General features: G+C 44.8%; 19 protein-coding genes and 1 pseudogene. 12 read left to right on the forward strand and 8 right to left on the reverse strand.

Annotated elements, in window-relative coordinates; genetic code table 11:
* Positions 1-193: 193 nt before the first annotated feature.
* From Q8M62_RS10270 to Q8M62_RS10280, 3 genes are read right to left on the reverse strand one after another with little or no spacing between them, the layout of a single operon-like run.
* A complete protein-coding gene (locus Q8M62_RS10270; protein WP_304902109.1) occupies positions 194-1,579 on the reverse strand; it encodes an NAD(P)(+) transhydrogenase (Re/Si-specific) subunit beta in 1,386 nt (461 codons plus the stop codon).
* Entirely contained in the window at positions 1,576-1,863 is a 288-nt protein-coding gene (locus tag Q8M62_RS10275; protein WP_304902110.1) for an NAD(P) transhydrogenase subunit alpha, read from the reverse strand. Before Q8M62_RS10275 ends, Q8M62_RS10270 begins: the two co-directional genes overlap by 4 nt.
* A 1-nt stretch (position 1,864) precedes the next feature.
* Entirely contained in the window at positions 1,865-3,004 is a 1,140-nt protein-coding gene (locus tag Q8M62_RS10280) for a Re/Si-specific NAD(P)(+) transhydrogenase subunit alpha (protein WP_304902111.1), read from the reverse strand.
* 348 nt (positions 3,005-3,352) lie between these two features.
* On the opposite strand from Q8M62_RS10280, the gene Q8M62_RS10285 reads away from it, so the two are divergent.
* The 12 genes from Q8M62_RS10285 (at position 3,353) to Q8M62_RS10340 (ending at position 17,735) form a co-directional block, all read left to right on the forward strand.
* Positions 3,353-4,819 carry a Gfo/Idh/MocA family protein gene (locus Q8M62_RS10285; protein WP_304902112.1) on the forward strand — a complete coding sequence of 489 codons (1,467 nt, stop codon included), beginning with the start codon at positions 3,353-3,355 and terminating at the stop codon, positions 4,817-4,819.
* A 215-nt stretch (positions 4,820-5,034) separates the two neighbouring features.
* On the forward strand, positions 5,035-6,075 hold the full coding sequence (locus Q8M62_RS10290) for a zinc-dependent alcohol dehydrogenase family protein (protein WP_304902113.1): 1,041 nt from the start codon (positions 5,035-5,037) through the stop codon (positions 6,073-6,075).
* A 185-nt stretch (positions 6,076-6,260) separates the two neighbouring features.
* The gene (locus Q8M62_RS10295) at positions 6,261-6,458 is read left to right on the forward strand and encodes a hypothetical protein (protein WP_304902114.1); all 198 of its coding nucleotides are present in this window, start codon (positions 6,261-6,263) and stop codon (positions 6,456-6,458) included.
* A 402-nt stretch (positions 6,459-6,860) separates the two neighbouring features.
* The gene (locus Q8M62_RS10300) at positions 6,861-7,367 is read left to right on the forward strand and encodes a heme-binding domain-containing protein (RefSeq protein ID WP_304902115.1); all 507 of its coding nucleotides are present in this window, start codon (positions 6,861-6,863) and stop codon (positions 7,365-7,367) included.
* A gap of 1,019 nt (positions 7,368-8,386) precedes the next feature.
* Complete coding sequence (locus Q8M62_RS10305; protein ID WP_305668082.1) at positions 8,387-9,391, forward strand: Gfo/Idh/MocA family protein; 1,005 nt, start codon at positions 8,387-8,389, stop codon at positions 9,389-9,391.
* Positions 9,392-9,532: 141 nt separating this feature from the next.
* Positions 9,533-9,910 (forward strand): hypothetical protein, encoded by a 378-nt coding sequence (locus Q8M62_RS10310; RefSeq protein ID WP_304902634.1) that lies wholly within the window; start codon positions 9,533-9,535, stop codon positions 9,908-9,910.
* Between the two features lie 214 nt (positions 9,911-10,124).
* Positions 10,125-10,736: a chemotaxis protein CheB gene (locus Q8M62_RS10315; RefSeq protein WP_304902635.1), complete on the forward strand. Its 612-nt coding sequence runs from the start codon at positions 10,125-10,127 to the stop codon at positions 10,734-10,736.
* Positions 10,737-11,181: 445 nt separating this feature from the next.
* Positions 11,182-12,633: a PhoPQ-activated pathogenicity-related family protein gene (locus Q8M62_RS10320; protein ID WP_304902636.1), complete on the forward strand. Its 1,452-nt coding sequence runs from the start codon at positions 11,182-11,184 to the stop codon at positions 12,631-12,633.
* 68 nt (positions 12,634-12,701) lie between these two features.
* Positions 12,702-13,889: an acetylxylan esterase gene (locus Q8M62_RS10325; RefSeq protein WP_304902637.1), complete on the forward strand. Its 1,188-nt coding sequence runs from the start codon at positions 12,702-12,704 to the stop codon at positions 13,887-13,889.
* Between the two features lie 278 nt (positions 13,890-14,167).
* Positions 14,168-15,169: an exo-alpha-sialidase gene (locus Q8M62_RS10330; protein ID WP_304902638.1), complete on the forward strand. Its 1,002-nt coding sequence runs from the start codon at positions 14,168-14,170 to the stop codon at positions 15,167-15,169.
* 24 nt (positions 15,170-15,193) lie between these two features.
* Positions 15,194-16,126, forward strand: a complete 933-nt coding sequence (locus Q8M62_RS10335) for a dihydrodipicolinate synthase family protein (RefSeq protein ID WP_304902639.1) — start codon at positions 15,194-15,196, stop codon at positions 16,124-16,126.
* Positions 16,127-16,256: 130 nt separating this feature from the next.
* Positions 16,257-17,735 carry a sodium:solute symporter gene (locus Q8M62_RS10340; RefSeq protein ID WP_304902640.1) on the forward strand — a complete coding sequence of 493 codons (1,479 nt, stop codon included), beginning with the start codon at positions 16,257-16,259 and terminating at the stop codon, positions 17,733-17,735.
* Between the two features lie 716 nt (positions 17,736-18,451).
* Here Q8M62_RS10340 and Q8M62_RS10345 read toward each other — a convergent pair.
* The 5 genes and pseudogenes from Q8M62_RS10345 to smpB all read right to left on the reverse strand — a co-directional run bounded on the left by Q8M62_RS10345 (position 18,452) and on the right by smpB (position 20,994).
* Positions 18,452-18,847 (reverse strand): hypothetical protein, encoded by a 396-nt coding sequence (locus tag Q8M62_RS10345; protein WP_304902641.1) that lies wholly within the window; start codon positions 18,845-18,847, stop codon positions 18,452-18,454.
* Positions 18,848-18,989: 142 nt separating this feature from the next.
* Positions 18,990-19,124, reverse strand: a pseudogene (locus tag Q8M62_RS21565) (DUF1016 domain-containing protein); the annotation flags it as partial.
* A gap of 126 nt (positions 19,125-19,250) precedes the next feature.
* Complete coding sequence (locus tag Q8M62_RS10350; RefSeq protein WP_304902642.1) at positions 19,251-19,763, reverse strand: HNH endonuclease; 513 nt, start codon at positions 19,761-19,763, stop codon at positions 19,251-19,253.
* A 6-nt stretch (positions 19,764-19,769) separates the two neighbouring features.
* On the reverse strand, positions 19,770-20,564 hold the full coding sequence (locus Q8M62_RS10355; RefSeq protein WP_304902643.1) for a hypothetical protein: 795 nt from the start codon (positions 20,562-20,564) through the stop codon (positions 19,770-19,772).
* Positions 20,527-20,994, reverse strand: a complete 468-nt coding sequence (gene smpB, locus Q8M62_RS10360; protein ID WP_092728894.1) for an SsrA-binding protein — start codon at positions 20,992-20,994, stop codon at positions 20,527-20,529. The genes Q8M62_RS10355 and smpB overlap by 38 nt, the downstream gene beginning before the upstream one ends.
* Position 20,995: the final 1 nt, after the last annotated feature.

The raw sequence follows: 20,995 nt of genomic DNA on the forward strand, positions 1-20,995 counted from the left end.
AGCTGAAAATTACCTGGACCAAAAAAATTTGTCAAATTAAGTAAACCAAGACCATGAAATTCAAGGACTCGACTTTAAAAAAACTATGGACTATAAATTCAAACTTATTTAAACTTAGATAAGATTCCCCCGATAAAAAAGTCCTCCTTCGGAAACCAAAGGAGGACTTTTCTTATTGAGGTTTAAAGACTAATCACATCTCCTTCATCTCACTCACCACTTTGGTGATCGTCTGCTTGGCATCGCCGAAGAGCATCAGGCAGTTAGGGTAGCCGAAAAGCTCATTTTCCACGCCTGCGTAGCCTTTGCCCATACTTCGTTTACTGACAATAACAGTTTTGGCTTTGTCGGCATTCAGGATCGGCATCCCATAGATAGGGCTTTGAGGATTGGTGCGGGCAGCCGGATTGACCACGTCATTTGCACCGACAATCAGCACCAAGTCAGTATTGGGAAATTCATCGTTGATCGCTTCCATTTCGATCAGCTTGTCGTAGCTGATGTTCGCCTCCGCAAGCAGTACATTCATGTGGCCAGGCATACGACCGGCAACCGGGTGAATGGCAAATTTGAAGTCAATTCCCCGTTTTTCGCATTGCTCCATCAATTCACGGATCACATGCTGAGCCTGTGCTACAGCCATTCCATAGCCTGGAACTACGATTACAGAAGAAACGGAATCAAACAGCATGGCCGTCTCTTCTACTCCGATTTCCTTAATCACTATCGACGGCCCATCCTGAGCTCCAGAAGCCACAGTTTGACCGAAGCCCCCCAAAAGCACATTGGTCAAAGATCTGTTCATCGCCTTGCACATGATCTGTGTAAGAATAAGTCCCGAAGCTCCAACCAGCGATCCCGCAACGATCAACACATTATTGTTTAGGATAAAACCTGTAGCACAGGCGGCCATCCCTGAGTAGGAATTTAGGAGAGAAATCACCACCGGCATATCCGCTCCACCGATTGGAATCACAATTAAGATCCCCACAAGCAAAGCCATTACTACAAGGATGGTGATATACATAGGATCACTTTGGTAGAGAAAAGTGAATACTGAAATCACCAAAAATGAAATCAAAAGGGCTAGGTTAAGAACATGCTGTCCTTTGAAAGTGATCGGTTGACCCGACACTTTACCATTAAGCTTAAGCCATGCCACCATCGAACCTGTAAAAGTCACCCCGCCTATCAATACACTGGCGATGATACTTATGGAATTGACCGGGTCGATTTCGACTGCTAGGACTGCTGTTTTCAGAAAATGATCCGAAAGGGCAACACCTAAGGAAGCCAGACCACCAAATCCGTTAAAAAGGGCAACCATTTCCGGGATTTGGGTCATTTCAACTTTCTTGGCATAGTAAAGTCCAATAGCTCCGCCTATCAGCATGCAGCTGAAAATCTCCACAAAGGAAAGAATATCAAGGGTAATCAAGGTAGCTACAATTGCTACCAGCATCCCTATGGCAGAAAGCATATTGCCTTTTCTGGCATCTTTGGTTTTACCCAATAGCTTGATCCCCATGATAAACAAGATCGAGGCAAGCAAGTAAGCGAGTTGTATAGCTATCGTCATTTCTTCTTAAACATTTTGAGCATCCGATCTGTCACCGCATATCCTCCGACCACATTGATCGTGGCGAGGATCAAGGCCATCATCCCCAACCATTTGCTGAGGGTACTATATCCCAGTTCACTTGTAGCAATGAGGGCACCGACAATGGTAATACCCGAAATCGCATTGGACCCGGACATCAGTGGCGTGTGTAAAGTGGGTGGCACTTTGGTGATCAGTTCAAAACCCAGATAACTGGCCAGGACCAATACATAAATGAGAATAATTAAGGACTCCAGGGTCATATCAAGAGTTTTTTGGGTGTGAATTCAAAATATTTTTAGTGAACTCATGTACGAGTTGACCTTCATGTGTAATCAACACCCCCTTGGTGATCTCTTCCTCTAAATTTGGAATAAGCCCAAAAGAATTGAAAAGATGCAAAAACAGGGTGCTGATATTCGTCGCATAGAGCTGACTGGCATTGACAGGCAAAAGGGAAGGCAGATTTGACTCCCCAACCAAGGTAACACCGTACTTTACGACAGTTTTGTCTTTTTCAGAGATAGCACAATTGCCCCCAGATTCTACGGCCATATCCACGATTACAGAACCGGTTTTCATGCTTTTTACCATTTCTTCTGTAACCAAAATCGGGGACTTCCTACCCATCACCAAAGCCGTGGTGATCACCAAATCGGCATCTTTGATTTTATCCTGAATGAGCTTCTGCTGCTTTTCCAAGAATTCCGCAGAAACCTCCTTCGCATATCCACCCTCGATTTTAACAGCCTCAGCACCTTCCACAGTCAAAAACCGCCCTCCAAGAGATTCCACCTGCTCTTTGGTCTCTGGCCTTACGTCAGACACTTCGACTATAGCTCCAAGCCTTTTGGCAGTAGCCACTGCTTGCAATCCTGCTACTCCAGCTCCAAAAATCAGGACTTTGGCTGGCGTAATCGTACCGGAAGCAGTCATCATCAAGGGGAAGATTTTCCCTAGATAATTGGCCCCCAAAATCACCGATTTATATCCGGCAAGGTTGGCTTGGGAGGAAAGGGCGTCCATCTTTTGGGCACGGGAGATCCTGGGCACAGCATCCATGGAAAAGGAAGAAATGGACTTTTTATTCAGGGCTTCGATAATCTCCGGATGCTGATAGGCATACATGTAGGAAATACAGGCAGAGCCTTGCTTCATTTGAGCGATTTCCTCAAGGGAAGGAATATTGACTTTGAGAATCACGTCCGAAGAGAAAACTCCCGAAAGATCAGAAACTTCCGCTCCTGCATCCCGGTAGTCCTGATCGGAGAAATAAGAACCTTCTCCAGCTCCTGACTCAATGATTACTTCAAATTCCTTTTTCTTAAGCAGCTTGACTACATCAGGACTGAGTGCCACTCTTTTCTCAAATTCCTTCGTTTCTTTAATTACTCCAATCTTCATTTTTAGAGATTTAAACAGGGTACGGGGAAATAATTTACTCCAAAATATTCTCGAAAGTAAATCCCTAACAATTATTTGCCCGTCCTGATTTTTAAAAATTGAAGATTTTTTTACGCAATCGATATTTCATTACAGTTTTTTTAATTTTTACCAGCCTTTTACAAATATTATTTTGGCTTATTGACTTTATTAAACAGTTTAATTTTGACAGGTTTAATTTTAACAGAATATTTATTTTATATGCCGCGCCGTTGATCCCAATAATTCAATCCTTTTAAAAAACCGCTTCCCACGGGATGCAATAATTCTTATTTTGTCTTACTATTAAACCAGAATTAACAACAGCCCATGAAAAAACCTGATCACACTTCTTCGGGACAAACCCGGAGGGACTTTATCAAAAACGCGGCAATTGCCTCTTCATTTTTCATCGTACCACGGCATGTATTGGGAGGCGTAGGTTTCACTGCCCCCTCTGACCAGCTAAACATCGCCGCCATCGGTGCCGGAGGAAAAGGCCGAAGTGACATCTTGCTTGCATCTGTCAATGGCCGAGAGCGCGTAGTCGCCCTCTGCGATGTGGACTTTTCCGGAACGGCGAAAGATTCCGTAACAAAATTCCCCAATGCCAAGCTCTACGCGGATTACCGTAAAATGCTGGAAGAACAAAAGGATATTGACGCTGTCACCATCTCCACACCGGATCACGTGCACGGTCCTGCCGCTAAATTCTGCATGGAACGCGGCAAGCATGTCTATGTGCAAAAGCCCATGACTCACAATATCCGAGAAGCCAGAATGCTGACGGAAATGGCACGAGACAAAAAAGTCGTTACCCAAATGGGGAATCAAGGCGCCTCCAATCCACTGCTTGACATGGTCAAAGGCTGGATTGACTCGGGTAAAATCGGAAATGTCTCCAAAGTCCAAGTCTGGACCAACCGGCCAGTTTGGCCTCAGGGAGGGCCACTTCCAGCACCAGACCCAAGCCAAAAACCTGCGGATCTTGATTGGGATCTTTGGTTAGGCCCGGCAAGTTTCAAGCCTTACACTCCGGGGATGCATCCTTTCAGCTGGAGAGGCTGGTGGGATTACGGAACAGGCGCTTTGGGTGATGTGGGATGCCACTTGATGGATATCCCTTTCCGTACGCTTGGACTTCATTACCCAAAAGATGCTGAGTGCTCTGTCGGATCAGTTTATTCCGGCATGTGGACCGCAGATTACAATCCAGAGGGTTGCCCAGCTTCATCATTCATTACTTTACATTATGCGCCTACGGCGAAAAATCCGGTTCCGCTGGAAATGACTTGGAGCGATGGTGGTCTCCGTCCTTCTCATCCGGATATCATTCCTGCTGATCACGACATCGGAGGTGCTAATTCAGCTAACGGCGTTTTACTGATCGGTGAAAAGGGAATCATCTCTCATAACATCAATGACAGCTCCCCTTTAATGCCCAAGCTGTACCTCTACGATGGTACTCAGGATTTTGGTCCGGACCGAATCGAAGGTACCGAGCCGGAATATGGACATCAGCGCAAGTGGGTAGACGCCTGCAAAGCTGGCTTTGGTTCGGCGGAACACAAAGGTCTGACTTCATCCTTCGACTACGCGGGCCCAATGACAGAGACTGTTTTGATGGGAAATCTGGCTATCCGTAGCTATATGCTCAGAAGAGACAATGGCAAAGGACAGCAAGAATTCTTCGGGCGTAAAAAGCTCCTATGGGACGGTGAGAACATGCGCATCACCAACTTGGAAGAAGCCAATCAGTTTGTCGGAAGAACCTATCGGCCTGGATTCGAAGTTTAATTCAGTGGGCAGTCGCAGTGATCAATTGCCAGTCCTGTCAGGGTGAGCAGCTTGCCCGCCGTGGCGGGGAGTCGAAGCCAGTTTCGAATAATCAAAAAAAATGAATAGAAAACCGTGGGTGGAGATACTCACGGTTTTTTTCTTTTTTAAAAGTAAAATCTCAAATTCTTCGACCAAATTGCAATTCCTGTTTTTCACCCATGATTCTTAATTAAATGAAAGCCCTTATTGTCGAGCATTTCCAAAAACATCCATCAATTCAAACCGTCCCTGACCCGACTTCCCCTCAGGATGGAGTTGTGATCGAAGTCAAAGCAACCGGACTTTGCAGAAGTGACTGGCATGGCTGGATGGGGCATGATTCGGACATCCGACTGCCGCATGTACCGGGGCATGAGTTTTCCGGAGTAATACGGGAAGTGGGAAAAGGGGTGAAAAACTGGAAAACCGGTGATCGCGTCACAGTGCCTTTCGTCTGTGCCTGCGGAATTTGCCCGACCTGTCACTCCGGCAATCAGCAAATTTGCGAGGATCAGTTTCAGCCAGGATTTACGCATTGGGGATCATTTGCCGAGTATGTGGCTGTCCATCGGGCAGAGACTAATCTGGTACGCCTTCCGGATTCAGTGAGTTTTGAAGCAGCTGCAAGTTTAGGCTGTAGGTTTGCGACTTCATTCCGAGGGATTGTCGCTCAGGGCAAAGTCAACGGTGGTCAATGGGTCGCAGTTCACGGCTGTGGTGGTGTGGGGCTTTCTGCGATTATGATTGCAGCGGCGCTGGGAGCCTCCGTGATTGCAGTGGATATTTCAGAGCAAAAGTTGGCCCTTGCCAAAGCCGCCGGAGCAAGTTTCCTGATTAATGGAAAAACTTCCGAAGACATTCCTTCTACTATTATAGAATTGACCAAAGGAGGCGCTCACGTATCTGTGGACGCTCTGGGAAGTAAAATCACCTGCTACAATTCCATTGCTTCATTACGAAAAAGAGGCAAACACATCCAAATAGGTCTGATGGCGGGAAATGAATCAAACCCTCCGATTCCCATGCATTTGGTGATTGCCAAGGAACTGGAAATCCTGGGAAGTCATGGTATGCAGGCCCACGCTTACCCTGAAATGATGCGGATGATTCAGGAAGGGAAACTCGCGCCGCAAAAGTTGATCGGTCGCAGAATCAGCCTTGAAGAGGCCACAAAAGAATTGCCCGCGATGGATGAGTTTCGGGAAAACGGAATCGTAATGATTGATAGGTTTTAATCTTTCTGAGGATTGACTAGCCACACTCTAATACCTTTTCTAAAAAAAAAAATCACAACAAATTTCAACGGATTTTCACTCATTAATCTTACAAGTCAAATCTGTGCTCATCTGAGTTATCTGTGAGAAAAACTACTAACGATCGAATTACCCTAATTTTAGATTACACCATTAATCACTAAGCTATGAAATCAAAAACTCGCTGGTTTGTGCAATCTGTTTTGGGATTGCTATTGACAGGAACAGGGCTTTCCATGTCTATAGATGCTGGATTTAGTCGATTTGCCGGTGGAGAGTGGTTTTGGTATGGAACTGTCGCCTTGGTTATATTTCAAGCCGGACTTTGCCTATTGATCGATGCGGCTCAATACCGATTAAAGTAATGCGAATGAAAACCAAAGACACTGGAATTGATTGGTAACAATACGGGATAGGTTACAGAAACATTAAAAATCAATTTTAATACTACTCATTGGGCAGCGATTTTTATTGCTATGAAGTCAGAATAAAATCAGTTAAGTCACCAAGACAAGAACAAATTCTGGCTCGCCTTTTTCAAAAATCCTCCGTATTTCTGCTCCATATTGGCATAGAAAAAGAGAAGTAAATTTTCTAACCTAAATCAAGAGGGTTGATTTTTTTGACCACCAAATATTTAAGAGAATATTAAGATTTTCTTAAGCTAATGTTTGGAAAAAGATCTGAACTTTAATTACGTAATCCGTCAACCCCCAATTAAACCAAATAAAAATATTCTGGTCAAAGCCCCATTAACCTTAGCCACTATGATCAAGAAAATCACCCTTGGAATTATTGTCCTGCTCGTTCTCATCCAGTTTATTCCGGCAGAGAGAAATGAAAGCAACGACACCGAATTTGACATCACCAAAAGCTACGACGTGCCGGACAACGTCGCAATGATTCTCAAAGGAGCCTGCAACGATTGTCACACCAATCTCACCCGCTACCCTTGGTATTCCAACATCCAACCTGTCAAATACATGCTGGCAGATCATGTGAATGAAGGCAAGCGAAAATGGAATCTATCCACCTTCACCAAACTCCCCCTCGCCGTTCAAAATCATAAGTTTGAAGAGGTCGTCCAAATGGTCGAAGAAAAGGAGATGCCGCTCCCGTCCTACACCTATCTAGGACTTCACCCCGAGGCAAAACTAACTGATGAGGAACGAAAAATACTCGTTGATTGGGCCAAAGACCAAATGGCTATGCTCGCGGCCACCTATCCTGCCGACAGCCTGAAAATGAAACCAAGACCAACACCTGCCAACTAGTACACAGTGAATAAACTTAGACCCGGATGGAAATTCGGGTCTTTTTTTGGCTCACCGCAGAGGCGCAGTGAACGCAGAGTTTTTTATACCTCAGACCTAAAAAAAAAAGAGATTGAAGGCTTTCAGACTTTGAGCAGAACTCCAATCCCCTATTCCTCTTACTATCCTTTTTGAGAGCATAGAGAAAAGCTAAAGCTTTTTACCGCAAACCTTTGAGGTTTTTGGCACCTCGAAAGTTTTAAATTTTTACCACAAAGAGGACGCCGAGGAACGCAGAGTTGTGAGAATTGCTCGTTGAAATTCAACTTAAAATGCTGCTCCCGGACCCAAGCAAAAACGACCAAAAAGCGAAGCATATATCCTTTGTGACTTTGAAAAAGGCCAGTCGAGCCGAAAAGTTCTGAAGATCAATTCAAGGACTGAACCCCCAATCTCTTTTTCTCTGAGCACTCTGTGGTAAAAACCCTTTGCGTGCCATTGCGAACTTCGCGATTAAAAAAAAATCATTCACCGTGGGGGCGCAGTGAACGCAGAGTTGTGAGAATTACTCACTGAAATTCAACTTAAAATGCTACTCCCGAACCCAAGCAAAAACGACCAAAAAGCGAAGCGTATATCCTCCGTGACCTTGAAAAAGGCCCGTCAATTCGAAAAGTTCTGAGGATCAATTTAAGGGCTGCTCCCTAAATCTCTTTTTCTCTGAGCACTCTGTGGTAAAAATCTTTTGCGTGCCTTTGCGAACTTCGCGGTTAAAAAAAATAATTCACCGCGGAGGCGCAGTGAACGCAGAGTTTTTTATACCTCAGACCTAAAAAAAAAAGAGATTGAAGGCTTTCAGACTTTGAGCAGAACTCCGGTCACAAAGCAGTCTGAAGACTGCATAATGATGGGTCCAAGACTGAAGTCTTGAACCACTTGGTCTTTGCGTGCCTTTGCGAACTTCGCGGTGATTTTTTTTCACAGAAACACTGAAAGCACCAACTATTTCCAAAACCTAAAATCATTTCCTACTTTCCGCAATGCAAAAATTCACCGATTCGGAAGTTCGTTGGGGTATCCTGGGTGTGGGTAATGTCTGCGAGGTCAAGTCCGCACCAGCCATGAATCTCATCCCAAACAGCAAACTCGTGGCAGTCATGCGCCGGGACGAAGCCAAAGTCAAAGACTACGCAGCACGACATGGAGTGCCCAAGTGGTACACTTCCGCAGAAGCACTCGTTAATGATCCCGAGGTAAACGCCATCTACATCGCAACTCCTCCCAATGCCCACCTTGAACTCAGCCGCCTTGCCGCTTCCGTCGGTAAACCTGTCTATGTAGAAAAACCAATGGCAAGAACACATGCTGAATGTCTGGAAATGATCGATGTCTGTGTGAAAGCAGGTGTACCACTTTTTGTGGCCTACTACCGCCGTGCCCTTCCCCACTTTGTCCGCATCAAAGAACTCCTTGACGCAGGGGCCATAGGAGAAATCCGCACAGTCCACATCAATCTCAAACAGGAAGTGGAAGCTGACCTGATCACCAAACTGGCAGACAACTGGCGTATAAATCCTGAAATCGCCGGAGGGGGATACTTCTTTGACCTTGCCTCCCATCAACTCGATTTGTTGGATTTCTTTTTCGGGAAAATCACACATGCTTCCGGCTTTTCAGCCAATCAGGCCAAAGCTTACGAAGCTGAAGATATGGTGGCCGGTAGTTTTGCTTTCGAAAACGGGGTACTCGGTACTGGCAATTGGTGTTTTACTTCCTCCCATTCTGCCAGAAAAGATGAAATCATCATCGATGGAAACATGGGGCAGATCCGCTTTCCTACCTTCGGAAAAGGAGAATTCAAGCTGATCCAAGATAGTCAGGAAACACAATTCCATGACCTGCCGCTCCCCAAACATATCCAGCAGCCCTTAATCCATAGCATCGTGGACGAGCTCCTTGGAAAAGGAACATGTCCAAGCAAAGGAATTTCCGGTGCCCGGACAAATTGGGCGATGGGCGAATTGGTGAAAAATAGGATTGGGTAGCGGAAAAAATCTCCACAATCCAGCCTGACAGTTTAATTCAAGCAAAAACAGAGGGTCAAACAAAATCAGAGAGGATCCAAACCCAATCAGTATATGGTCTATTTTCCTTTTTAAAAGGGTTACCTTGAAGAAAAAGTTAAAATGTCAAATAAAAACAAAAAGCAGTTCGGTGTTTGGATGGATTCACACCACGCGACGGTAGTAGGGAAAGCGGATTTTGAAACTGAAGATTTTCTGATCCTTGGACATGTAATAAATCAAGGAGCGGACAATAATTCAAATGAGAAAACTTCAAATAACCAGGATATTGCTTTGACAAATAAGTTCTTTAAGGAAATTGCCAGCCTTATGCCTAATGTTGATGAAATTCATGTGACGGGGACAGGTATAGTTCAGGCACAATTCATAAATTTTCTGAGCGAGACACCACACTATAAAAATGCATTATTCTCCGAAAGTACTTCCAATAAAATGAGTGATGGGAATATTGCTGAGTTTATTATGAATCAATTCAAATGATAAAGTAACTTTCAGGATTTCGGATATCTGTAAATTTTACAAAAGAGACTGCGAGCAATCATGTTTGCAGTCTCTTTCTTTTACAAAACATAGTTAACAGCCCACTTGGGATTTCAAAAATAATATCGGACACTTCCTGCTAATTGCCGTATGATTGAAGGAACCGGCCCAGGTTTGGAAATATTGTCTTTTATTCCTTCAAATTTGATTTTTAATGAAAACTGAATTAATCCAATCATCCGAGACTCCCGGAAGAGACTTTCCTATCGTTTGTATAGGAGGCTCTGCGGGGGGGCTGGATGCCTATATTCGATTACTGAGTAATATGCCTGACAAAATGGGGGTGGCAATCGTAATTGTCAACCATCTCAGACAAGTAGCAACTCACCTGCACGAGATCCTTCCCACATATACAACGATGCCGGTAGAACTTATCACTGACAGACTAATCATCAAACCCAACCATATTTTTATAATTCCCGAAAAGAGGGACCTGCATGTGATAAACAATGAATTTCGATTAAGACCTATCTCAAAACCATGGGGATGGCCCGATGTAATTACGGTTTTTTTAAAATCCATCACGGAAAATTGGGAAGGTAAGCTGATCGCCGTCATCGTATCCGGACTTGACGGGGATGGTGCCGAAGCTTTATGCGGGATCAAGGAAGTTTGCGGAACTACCATTGCGCAGAAACCCGAAACAGCCCAAAAACCGGATATGCCCAACACTGCAATAGATAGTGGCTGCATTGATTTTATCCTTTCACCGGAAGACATTGCGAAAAAGATCATCAAGCTTGCACGAAAAGAAATTACGGATTAGAAATAGTTGAAAAATTGATCGCAGACCCCTAAGATGACAAATAAATGAAGGTGGCTGCAAATTTGAAGTCAATGCAGTGGCGTACTCCGAAGTCAGTTTTGTGATTAAACCCAAAATATTCATTAGAAAATCAACTAAGGGCTCATCCGGCTGACAAAACCCTCATTTCTGGTAAATCTAAAACCGGTGGAAGATTTGGGGCAGATGTAATCATAAGGATGAAAAATTAATGCTGACCTTGGCCGAATATTCTGTTTCTCCCCAAATGGTAAGTAAAATTGAAAATGACAGTTTCATTGAATTTTTTAACCTCCCGACAGGACCGGATCGGTCAATCGTCAGGAAACAATAAACTGCTCGATCAATTCCTGCTTTACGGTTTATTTTTGGCACTCCCCTATTTATTTTTTAGCTTTTAGCATCCATATTCTAAACCCAATTTCCTATGAATCACCAATCTCTTCGACCCATGATGAATTGGGGACTCCTGCTTTTTAGTGTCTTTTCCTTTTTTTCCTGTCAAAAAAACGCTGAGACGCTTAGTGAAGTCAAGGCACCCAGTACCTCCTTGCTCAAGGATTATGTACACGCGCCGGACTCTACCTTTCGCTACGAAATTGTACACTCAGCACCGGGAGAGAAAACGGACTATTATGTTTTGAAAATGTACTCGCAGCATTGGCTAACTCCCGATGTCGTGGACAAGACCGAATGGTGGCACTGGGTGTCGATTATCGTCCCGAAAGACAGTCCACACGATACAGGCATGCTTTGGATCGGTGGCGGAAGCACCAATTCTAAAATGCCTGATCAACCAAATCCCCTGATTTTAGCCGCTTCCACCCAAACTAATTCGATTGTCGCACAGATTCACAATGTGCCATTTCAGCCGATCACCTTTGCCAATGATACTTTTGGAGAGCGATACGAGGATGAAATCATCTCTTATGGTTGGAGAAAATTCCTCGAAGGTGGTGCAAAAGATGAGGATGCAATCTGGCTGGCACGCCTGCCCATGACAAAAGCCGCCAAACTGGCCATGGATGCCATGACCGCCTTGGTCAAAGAAAAGTACAACAAGGAACTGAAGCACTTTGTAGTCGGCGGCGCATCCAAAAGAGGTTGGACTACCTGGACCACTGCGGCTGTCGATGATCGCGTAGTAGGCATCATCCCGGTGGTGATTGACTTGTTGAACCTCGTGCCTTCGTTTGAACACCACTGGAGAAATTACGGATTTTGGGCTCCTGCGGTGGGAGATTACGTCCGTGAAGGGGTGATGGACTGGGTGGGAACACCGGAGTTTGACCGAATGATGGAGATCACAGAGCCTTATTCCTTTTTGGCAACGTACGATATGCCCAAGCTACTGATCAATGCCGCCGGAGATGAGTTTTTCCAACCTGACAGCTGGAAGTTTTACTGGGATGCGCTTCCGGGTGAAAAGCACGTGATGTACGTCCCCAATTCCGGGCATGATGTGGGAGATTCGGATGCGATACCCAATCTGATATCCTTTTATGAGTCGGTTTTAAACAAGGCTCCAAGGCCTACATACGAATGGAAAATTGAGGGAGATAAAATCCAAGTGAAAACCGATCCGAAAAATCGACCGGCTTCAGTTAAACTCTGGTCCGCCTACAATCCGCTTTCTCGAGACTTCCGAATCGATGTCTTTGGTCCAAATTGGGTTGCTGAGGAAATTACTTTACCAGAAAACGGACAACTGGATGTGTTGATGAAAACTCCTGAGGAAGGATTTAGAGGTTATTTTGTGGAACTCACCTATGAAGGCACAAGCCCACTTAAAGTAACCAGCGGAATAGAGGTACTGCCCCGGGATTATCCGTTTGAGCCCTTTGTTCCAAAAAAATCTGCTGCGGTTTCCTCGAATTAACCAATTGTAAAAAATGTAAGTGGTAGGTGCTGCCTACCGCTTACGCTTTACCATTTTCAAAACTGACCATGAAGAAGCTACTCCTGATTTTCTCTGTTTTCCCACTCCTTTCCCCAATCAATGGCATGTCTCAAATCCCGGCAAACTACGATGAAGACAAGGTTCCGGCCTTGATCCTTTCTGATCCTTTTGTGAGCGAAAAAGGCAGGCTGATCCAATCCATCACAGACTGGGAAAAGATTCGGAGGCCGGAGATAGTTCGACTCTTTCAGGATGAGGTATATGGTCAAATCCCCTCAAATTTTGAAGCAATTTCATTCGAAAAAGTCAATGAAACAGCAAACCCTTACCCCGAACTAGCGGACCTGGAGGAAGTCAATATCACCGTGAAACGAAACGGGAAAAGTCATACGATGCGGATTAATTTTTTCCTTCCAAAAGATGGGAAGGGCCCTTTTCCGGTAATACTATTGATCAATTACCTCCCGAAATATGCGGATGGGACATTGGTCGACGAGGCCTTTTGGCCGGTGGAGAAACTTATTCGACGCGGTTTTGCCACGGCTTCCTTTCATGTCGAAACAGTCGCTCCGGATATCGCTGAAACCTTTCAGGATGGTGTCATTTCCACTCTTTACTCTGAGCAAATCGGCCAATCCAACGGCATGAAAGCCTTGGGTGCCTGGGGTTGGGGAGCGATGCGGGCCATGGATTATTTTGAAAAGCATAGCAAAGTAGATTCAAAAATATCCGTTTTGGTCGGCCACTCCCGAACCGGTAAAGCAGCCCTTTGGGCTTCAGCCAACGATCCCCGATGGGCATTTACTTACGCCAATGAATCAGGCTGTGGGGGTGCGGCTCTTTCAAAGCGGAAATTTGGAGAAACTGTCGGTGCCATCAACCGACGATTTCCGCACTGGTTTGCCGATAATTTCAATCAATACAACGAAAAAGAAGAGGACCTTCCAATTGATCAACATCTCCTACCGGGCTTGATTGCACCAAGAAGTGTGTATTATTCCAGTGCCAAAGGTGACCAATGGGCCGATCCCAAAGGGGAATATTTGGGTCTCCAGTTGGGAAGTCGGGTTGCTGCGGAGATTTATGGAAAAAAGGCAGTTTTCGATCAAGGTTTTGAAGACTTAGAAGGACCTATTCATCTGGAGTCAGTAGGATATCACATTCGCGAAGGAAAGCACGACTTGACTTGGGAGGATTGGAGCTTATTTTTGGACTTTGTTGAGAAGAATATTTAGTCTGCACTTGAGGTAATTTTTTAATCGGAAAGGTCCATACCTAGTGGGATAGGGTTGGAAGACCGAAGACCAGAAACCGAAGAAATATACTTCCATCTTCGGTCTCCGGTCTTTCTTTCCACTAAACAAAGTGGAACCCTTACCCGACAAACACATTAAAGTAAACTTTAAAAAGCAATTCTACCATCCCAAACAGGTCACAGCCGGACGGTTTCAAGGAAAAGTCCGGCTTTTTTGTTAGGTTAAACACTCAGTTTGTACCTCAACCCAATTGACCTATGCTGTCTTATATTTCTTTTTTAAGCCTCTTGGGCCTCTTTTCTTTTTCTCAGAAAAAAGAATCCCCTCCAAAAATTCTCTTTTCAGGATTCATCTACGAAACTGCCTCATTTCCTTCATGCCATGCCTCTACCCTACTGGAAACACCCGATGGTGTCATGGCGGCATGGTTTGGAGGCACTTATGAACGCCATCCCGATGTCAGTATTTACACTTCTCACAGGAAAAATGGGGAGTGGTCTATCCCGGCATTAGCTGCAGATGGGATAGAAAATGAGGTGTTCAGAAATCCTACCTGGAACCCGGTTCTCCACCGTAAAAACGACGGGAAAATCGTCCTTTTCTACAAGGAAGGCCCCAATCCAAGGGAATGGTGGGGACACTATAAAGTATCGGAAGACGAGGGTAAAACCTGGTCTAAGGAAACCCAACTTCCCCCGGGATTTCTCGGGCCAGTGCGAAACAAATCCGTCGAACTTTCCAACGGAAAACTACTCCATCCAAGCAGCTTTGAAACCAACAACGTTTGGACATCACATGTTGAAATATCCAATCCTGACTTGACGGGTTGGGAAAAAGTGGACTTGAAGGGCCCTTTCAATGCCATTCAACCGACTGCTCTTTTTCATCCCGACGGAAAAATCCAACTCCTGTGCCGAACGCAGGAAGGCGTAGTGGCAGAATCTTGGTCCTCTGATCAGGGCAAAACCTGGACTCCACTGGTGGCTACCAAGCTGGAAAATAACAACTCAGGAATCGATGGTGTGACACTTTCCAATGGATACCATCTTTTGGTGGTAAACCCACTAAAAAAAGGTCGAAACAAATTAGTCCTTTTAGGCTCAAGTGATGGTATTAGCTGGGAAGAGCTGCTGATTTTGGAAAATGAAGAGCGGGGAGAATTCAGCTATCCGGCAATCATTCAAGCCAAAGACGGTACGCTTCACATCAGTTACACTTACAATCGGGAAAAGATCAAATATGTCCACCTTAGCCTTTGATTTTTTTTTGAAAACCTTAAGCCTATGAACCAAACTGCATCATTTCGGGGGATTTTCCCTCCCATGATCACCCCATTAAATCCCGACTTTTCACTGGACATTGCCCATACCGAAATACTCATCGAGCACCTGATCGCAGGAGGTGTTCATGGGCTATTTATCCTCGGAACCACCGGGGAATTTGCCGGATTGAGTTCAGACGTGAAAAGCGACCTGATCCGACTGACCTGCCGGCAAGTCAAGGGACGAGTTCCCGTTTTGGTAGGAGTGACGGATTGCTCGTATGTAGAAAGCTTGGATTTGGCATCCATCGCACAGGAGTCCGGCGCAAAAGCCTTGGTTGCAGCTCCGCCATTTTACATGAATATCGGACAGGAAGAATTGATCTTTTACTATCAAAAATTGGCCGATTCGGTGGAACTGCCACTTTTCCTCTACGATATGCCTTCTCATACCAAGATCAATATCAAGGTAGAAACGGCGGTCAAACTCTCCGCACATCCCAATATCATAGGAATCAAGGACAGCTCCGGAAATTCGGAAAACTTCAGGGCTCTTTGCGAAGCGTTTAAAAATCAGCCCGAGTTCAAAATCTTTGTGGGACCGGAAGAAATATTGGCTGAAACCTTGGAAATGGGCGGTCATGGCGGAGTGACCGGGGGAGGAAATCTTTTCCCAAAACTGTATGTCGCACTTTATGAAGCATTCCAAAAAAAGGAATACGATACCGTCAAAGAGCTTCAGGAGATCATTCTCTTCCTGAGCAAAAACCTGTATCAAAACGGAACTTATCAGTCGAGTTATCTCAAAGGATTGAAAGCCTCGATGGCTTTTGAGGGCCTTTGTCAGGGAAATTTTGCACCGCCTCTTTTTCCATATTCTGAAGCCGAAAAAGCGGAGTTGCATGAAAAATTTCTCAAGGTGAAAGACCAGGTTCAGAAATCTTTGATTTCATGATAAACGGAATTGATCTGTGAAAATCTGTGATTTTTTCTGTGGTCATCTGTGAGAAAACAATCCTAACTTCCAATCCTCCTACTTCCTAACTTCCATTCTTCCCTACCTACACACCTCCTAGCTTCCCAAAATGCCTATCCTAGACCTCGTCATATTCCTAATATACATGTTGGCAATTGTCGGGTTTGGCGTTTCTTTTTCTTTCCGAAAGCGGACAGCAAGCGACTTCACGACCGGAGGAGGCCGACTTCCGGCTTGGGCCATCGGAATGTCGATCTTCGCCACCTTTGTGAGTAGCATCAGCTTTTTGGCTTTGCCCGGAAATGCTTATTCCGGTAATTGGAATGGGTTTGTCTTCAGCCTTTCGATTCCCTTGGCGGCTTGGATTGCAGTGAAATACTTCGTCCCACTCTATCGCCGACTCAAAAGTGAATCTGCCTATTTCTACCTCGAGCAGCGCTTTGGCGCCTGGGCAAGAATCTACGCATCCTGTTGTTATCTCCTGACCCAGCTTGCCCGCATGGGAGCCATCATGTATCTACTCGCTTTGCCTATGAATGCCCTGCTGGGCTGGAGTATACCAAGCATCATCATCGTGACAGGCGTCAGCGTGGTGATCTATGCCATGTGGGGAGGAATCGAAGCCGTGATCTGGACAGATGCTGTGCAGGGAATCATTCTGATCGGTGGTGCTTTGGCATGCTTAGGGGTAATTTTCTTCGGCATTCCGGAGGGACCGTCGGCCGTATTCCGGATTGCGGGAGAGGCAGATAAATTCAGCCTGGGGAGTTTTAAGCTGGATTTCACTACTTCCACTTTTTGGATGATTTTGGTCTATGGCCTGTTTATCAATCTGCAGAATTTCGGCATTGATCAAAGCTATGTGCAGCGCTACTTGACCGCCAAAACCGAGGCAGAAGCCAAGAAATCCACTTGGCTTGGAAGCTTGCTTTATGTGCCCGTTTCCCTGATTTTCTTCTTTATCGGCACTGCCCTATTCGCCTACTATCAGTCCTTGCCCGACTTGCTTCCTGCGGGACTTGCAGGAGATAAAGTATTCCCCTATTTCATCGTCAATCAACTTCCGGTGGGCGTCACAGGTTTACTGATTGCTTCGATCTTTGCAGCGGGTATGAGCACCGTATCCACAAGCATCAACAGTTCGGCGACGGTAATTCTATCCGACCATTTCAGCAAATACATCCATCCCAATCCTTCTGAAAAGCTTTCACTTCGAGTTTTGCGGCTTGCGTCCCTGACCATGGGTTTGCTGAGCATCGTGGTCGGCTTGGCATTCAATGGAGTCAACAGTGCCTTGGAAGCATGGTGGGCACTTTCTTCAATTTTCAGCGGGGGGATTTTGGGACTTTTCCTTTTGGGATTACTGTCAAAAGCCAAAAATCCACAGGCCGTTTTCGCTGTGATTCTCGGTGTTTTGGTCATCGGTTGGATGAGTTTATCGACGATTCTAATCCAAAATGGAATGTCCAAAACCTTCGCAAATCCACTTCACACGAATATGACCATCGTGATGGGAACGCTGACGATATTCTTGGTGGGATTTGGGTTGACTTGGGTGGGGAAAAGAAAAGATATAGGCAGAGAATAATTTGGGCATTTGCCAGTTAATTATATTGGATTTTCAATACAGGTCGTGCCTTCAGCACTCTGATATCCATCGGGATTTTATATACCCAGAATTGAATTCTGGGCTGCTAAAGAACGTGCCGTTGGCACTTAGAAGAACCAAATGGTTTCGGGATAAGAGCGCTGATGGCGCGTACTGTGAAAGCCCCAAATACAATTTGGGGTGACCAAATTAACCTCTTAATCCGAGCCCTGAAGGGGCGATCTGTGTCTGAATATGATTTGTCGCACAAATCGAGCATTCAGCACTCTGAAACCTATAGTTTCTACTATATACCCAGAATTGAATTCTGGGCTAGTACAGAACGTGCCGTTGGCACTTAGAAATACCATACGGTTTCGGGATAATAGCGCTGATGGCGCGTACTGTGATAGCCCCAAAAACAATTTGGGGTGACCAAATTAACCTCTTAATCCGAGCCCTGAAGGGGCGATCTGTGTCTGAATATGATTTGTCTCAAAAATCGAGCATTCAGCACTCTGAAACCTATAGTTTCTACTATATACCCAGAATCGAATTCTGGGCTGGTAAAGAACGTGCCGTTGGCACTTAGAAGAACCAAATGGTTTCGGGATAAGAGCGCTGATGGCGCGTACTGTGATAGCCCCAAATACAATTTGGGGTGACCAAATTAATCTCTTAATCCGAGCCCTGAAGGGGCAATCTGTATTAAATTGTCACTGCCTTATTTTCCTAAAAGTCAGTATGTCAGAAGAATTCTCCGAGTCAAAAAATCTTCCAACCTTCAATTCCAACTGGTTTTGCTTAAAGTAGTATTCTGTTGGATTATAAAAGCTTGACAAGGAATATTGCAGGGTGATGCTGTTTTTGTCCAGCGAAAAAGTGTATAAGCCTGACCCTATTTTCGGTAAATTATTGCCGTTTCTCATTTCTCTGCCTCTTGACAGATTTAAAAGCGAACTTCCATCCTCCAATCTCAAAAATTCCAAGGTATCGGTTTTAGTCAGTTGATCGACCCACTTTCCTTCCAAGGATAGTGGAAGAGGTTGATCGGAGGTATCTGTACAACCTATGAATACTCCTAAAAAAATCAGAATAAATGCTTGTTTCATCTTGGAAAAGATTGAGGAATCTTTGATTTCAATTAGTCTTAGGTGCTTTGAACCCTAAGCTAAACCAAATTCCATTAATTGTAGTTTTCAATAATCAATTTAGCCGCTTCTTTTTCAAAACTCATAGTTGTAGAGATTTATACTAATTCACTCCAGAATCATTACCAAACAGCTCCTGAAGTTTCTGCTGTAGAAGTTTTTTGTCAGGGAGTTGAGTTTTATATTCTGCAACCATCGTTGGGGAAAGGCTCCTGCTTAAAGCATATTCCACCACTTCACTGCCTTAAAAAGTGCTTATAAGATCAGCTTCACTTTCTCTCAGCAGTGCTGAGAGTTTTTGATTCAATAGTAATTGTTACTCTCGTATTAAGTCAAAATATCGAACACCGAATAACGAAGAAACTCAGGAATTCATGATCCGGCTGGACAAAAACGGCAACCATTCCTCCGCCTGCCGTTCGGCATATTCGGCCAAAAAATAGGATAATGATGGCTTGAATGGTTCTGATTTGAGGACCAAGCCTGCCTGTTCGGGAGTTTTGTCGCCTTTATTCACATTGCAGCGATTGCATGCGGTGATCAGGTTGGTCCAGTTGGTCTTGCCTCCTTTTGATTTGGGAATGATATGATCGATAGTCAGATGCTTTCTGCTGCCGCAATATTGGCATTCTCCGTTGTCACGCTTGAAGAGATTGTTTCGATTAAGTAATACTCCTCGAAATGGAATGTTTTTGTAATGGGTCAGACGGATGACAGCGGGATATTCAAAGCTTCGATCCACGGTACGGATTTTCAATAATTCGTATGTGGAGAGAACATTGGCTTTCTCCAAAAGACAAAGCACAATGGCTTTCTGTACCGGCACTACCGCCACCGGTGAATGATCTAAGTTCAGCACCAATACCCGCTTTTCCATACCTTATCACACTATCGATCTTGCGTCAAAAACGACCTGTTCACCCGTATTGTTTCTCAAAAAATCCTCCCACTCATCCAGATCGGAAACTTTCATTTTGTTGTCCATCCAGAGGATTTCTTCAGCTCCCAAAAACAAGCCAAAATGGGACTCTTTCTTCTCCAAGTCTCTGAAAACAAATAAATCACCCGGAATAGCCTCTTCAGGAGTTACGCTTTTGCCCGGAGTCTTTCCTGAAATCCAAGAATAGCCCGCTATCGCAAAAATCAGCGCAAATCCCAGCTCTTCATCCAAACCAAAAATACTTCTTCCCCCCGCCTGAAAGGGCGCATTGAGGTAGCGAAGTCCTATTTCGATCAATTCTTCGCGATTGGCTTTGAGCGCATGGGGCCGATAATTCCCGGTAAATCCGATGTGATCCTGCCAGTTGAAAAGTTCGAGTTCGCTAAAATGTAGCCGACTACCGGGAAGCAAGTACAGGTTGGTACCGAGGTATTCAATGGCGGCTATCGGACTGGTGACGATCTGAAAGTCCTGATTGAGGAATTTCTGATATTCTTCGCCTGTAATTTCTTTGATCAGCTTGGCCCATACCCATCCGCCCATGCCGGTGTCTTCGTGATACACCCTAAACCATTGACGGTCTGAGGTCAGACCATTGATCTGATAGCATTCCCCAAAAAGCAGCTGAGTGACCAGCGCGGAATCAAAAGTGGGTTGGCGGTAAAGTGGAAGGATGGTCTGACGACATATCCCATATGCATCAATCAAAGGCCATTCGCTGGAGCTCTCTTTTTGCATCTTTTTCTTTCAGGTCCTGTCGTTTATCATGAGTTTTCTTTCCCCGTGCCAGCGCAATTTCCAATTTTGCCAATCCACGGTCATTGATAAATATACGAACCGGAATGATTGCCAGCCCTTTTTCAGCCGACTTAGTTTCAAGCTTTTCCAATTCTTTTTTCTTCAAAAGGAGCTTTCGATCCCGTACCGCCAAATGATTGTAACTCGCGGCCATACTGTAAGGTGAAATGTGCATCTGACGAATGTAGAGTTCCCCGTCCAAAAAAATGCAAAAGGCTTCGGTCAGGGACACTTTGCTTTCACGGATCGACTTAATCTCCGTTCCTGTCAGCATAATTCCGGTCACGTAGGTATCAATAAACTCAAACTGGAAGTTTGCTTTCTTATTTTTAATGTTGACAAATTTTTCGAAGCGGTTGGACTTAGCCATA

Origin of the sequence: Algoriphagus sp. (assembly GCF_030694375.1) — a bacterium.
In the GTDB taxonomy this organism is placed as follows: Bacteria; Bacteroidota; Bacteroidia; order Cytophagales; family Cyclobacteriaceae; genus Algoriphagus.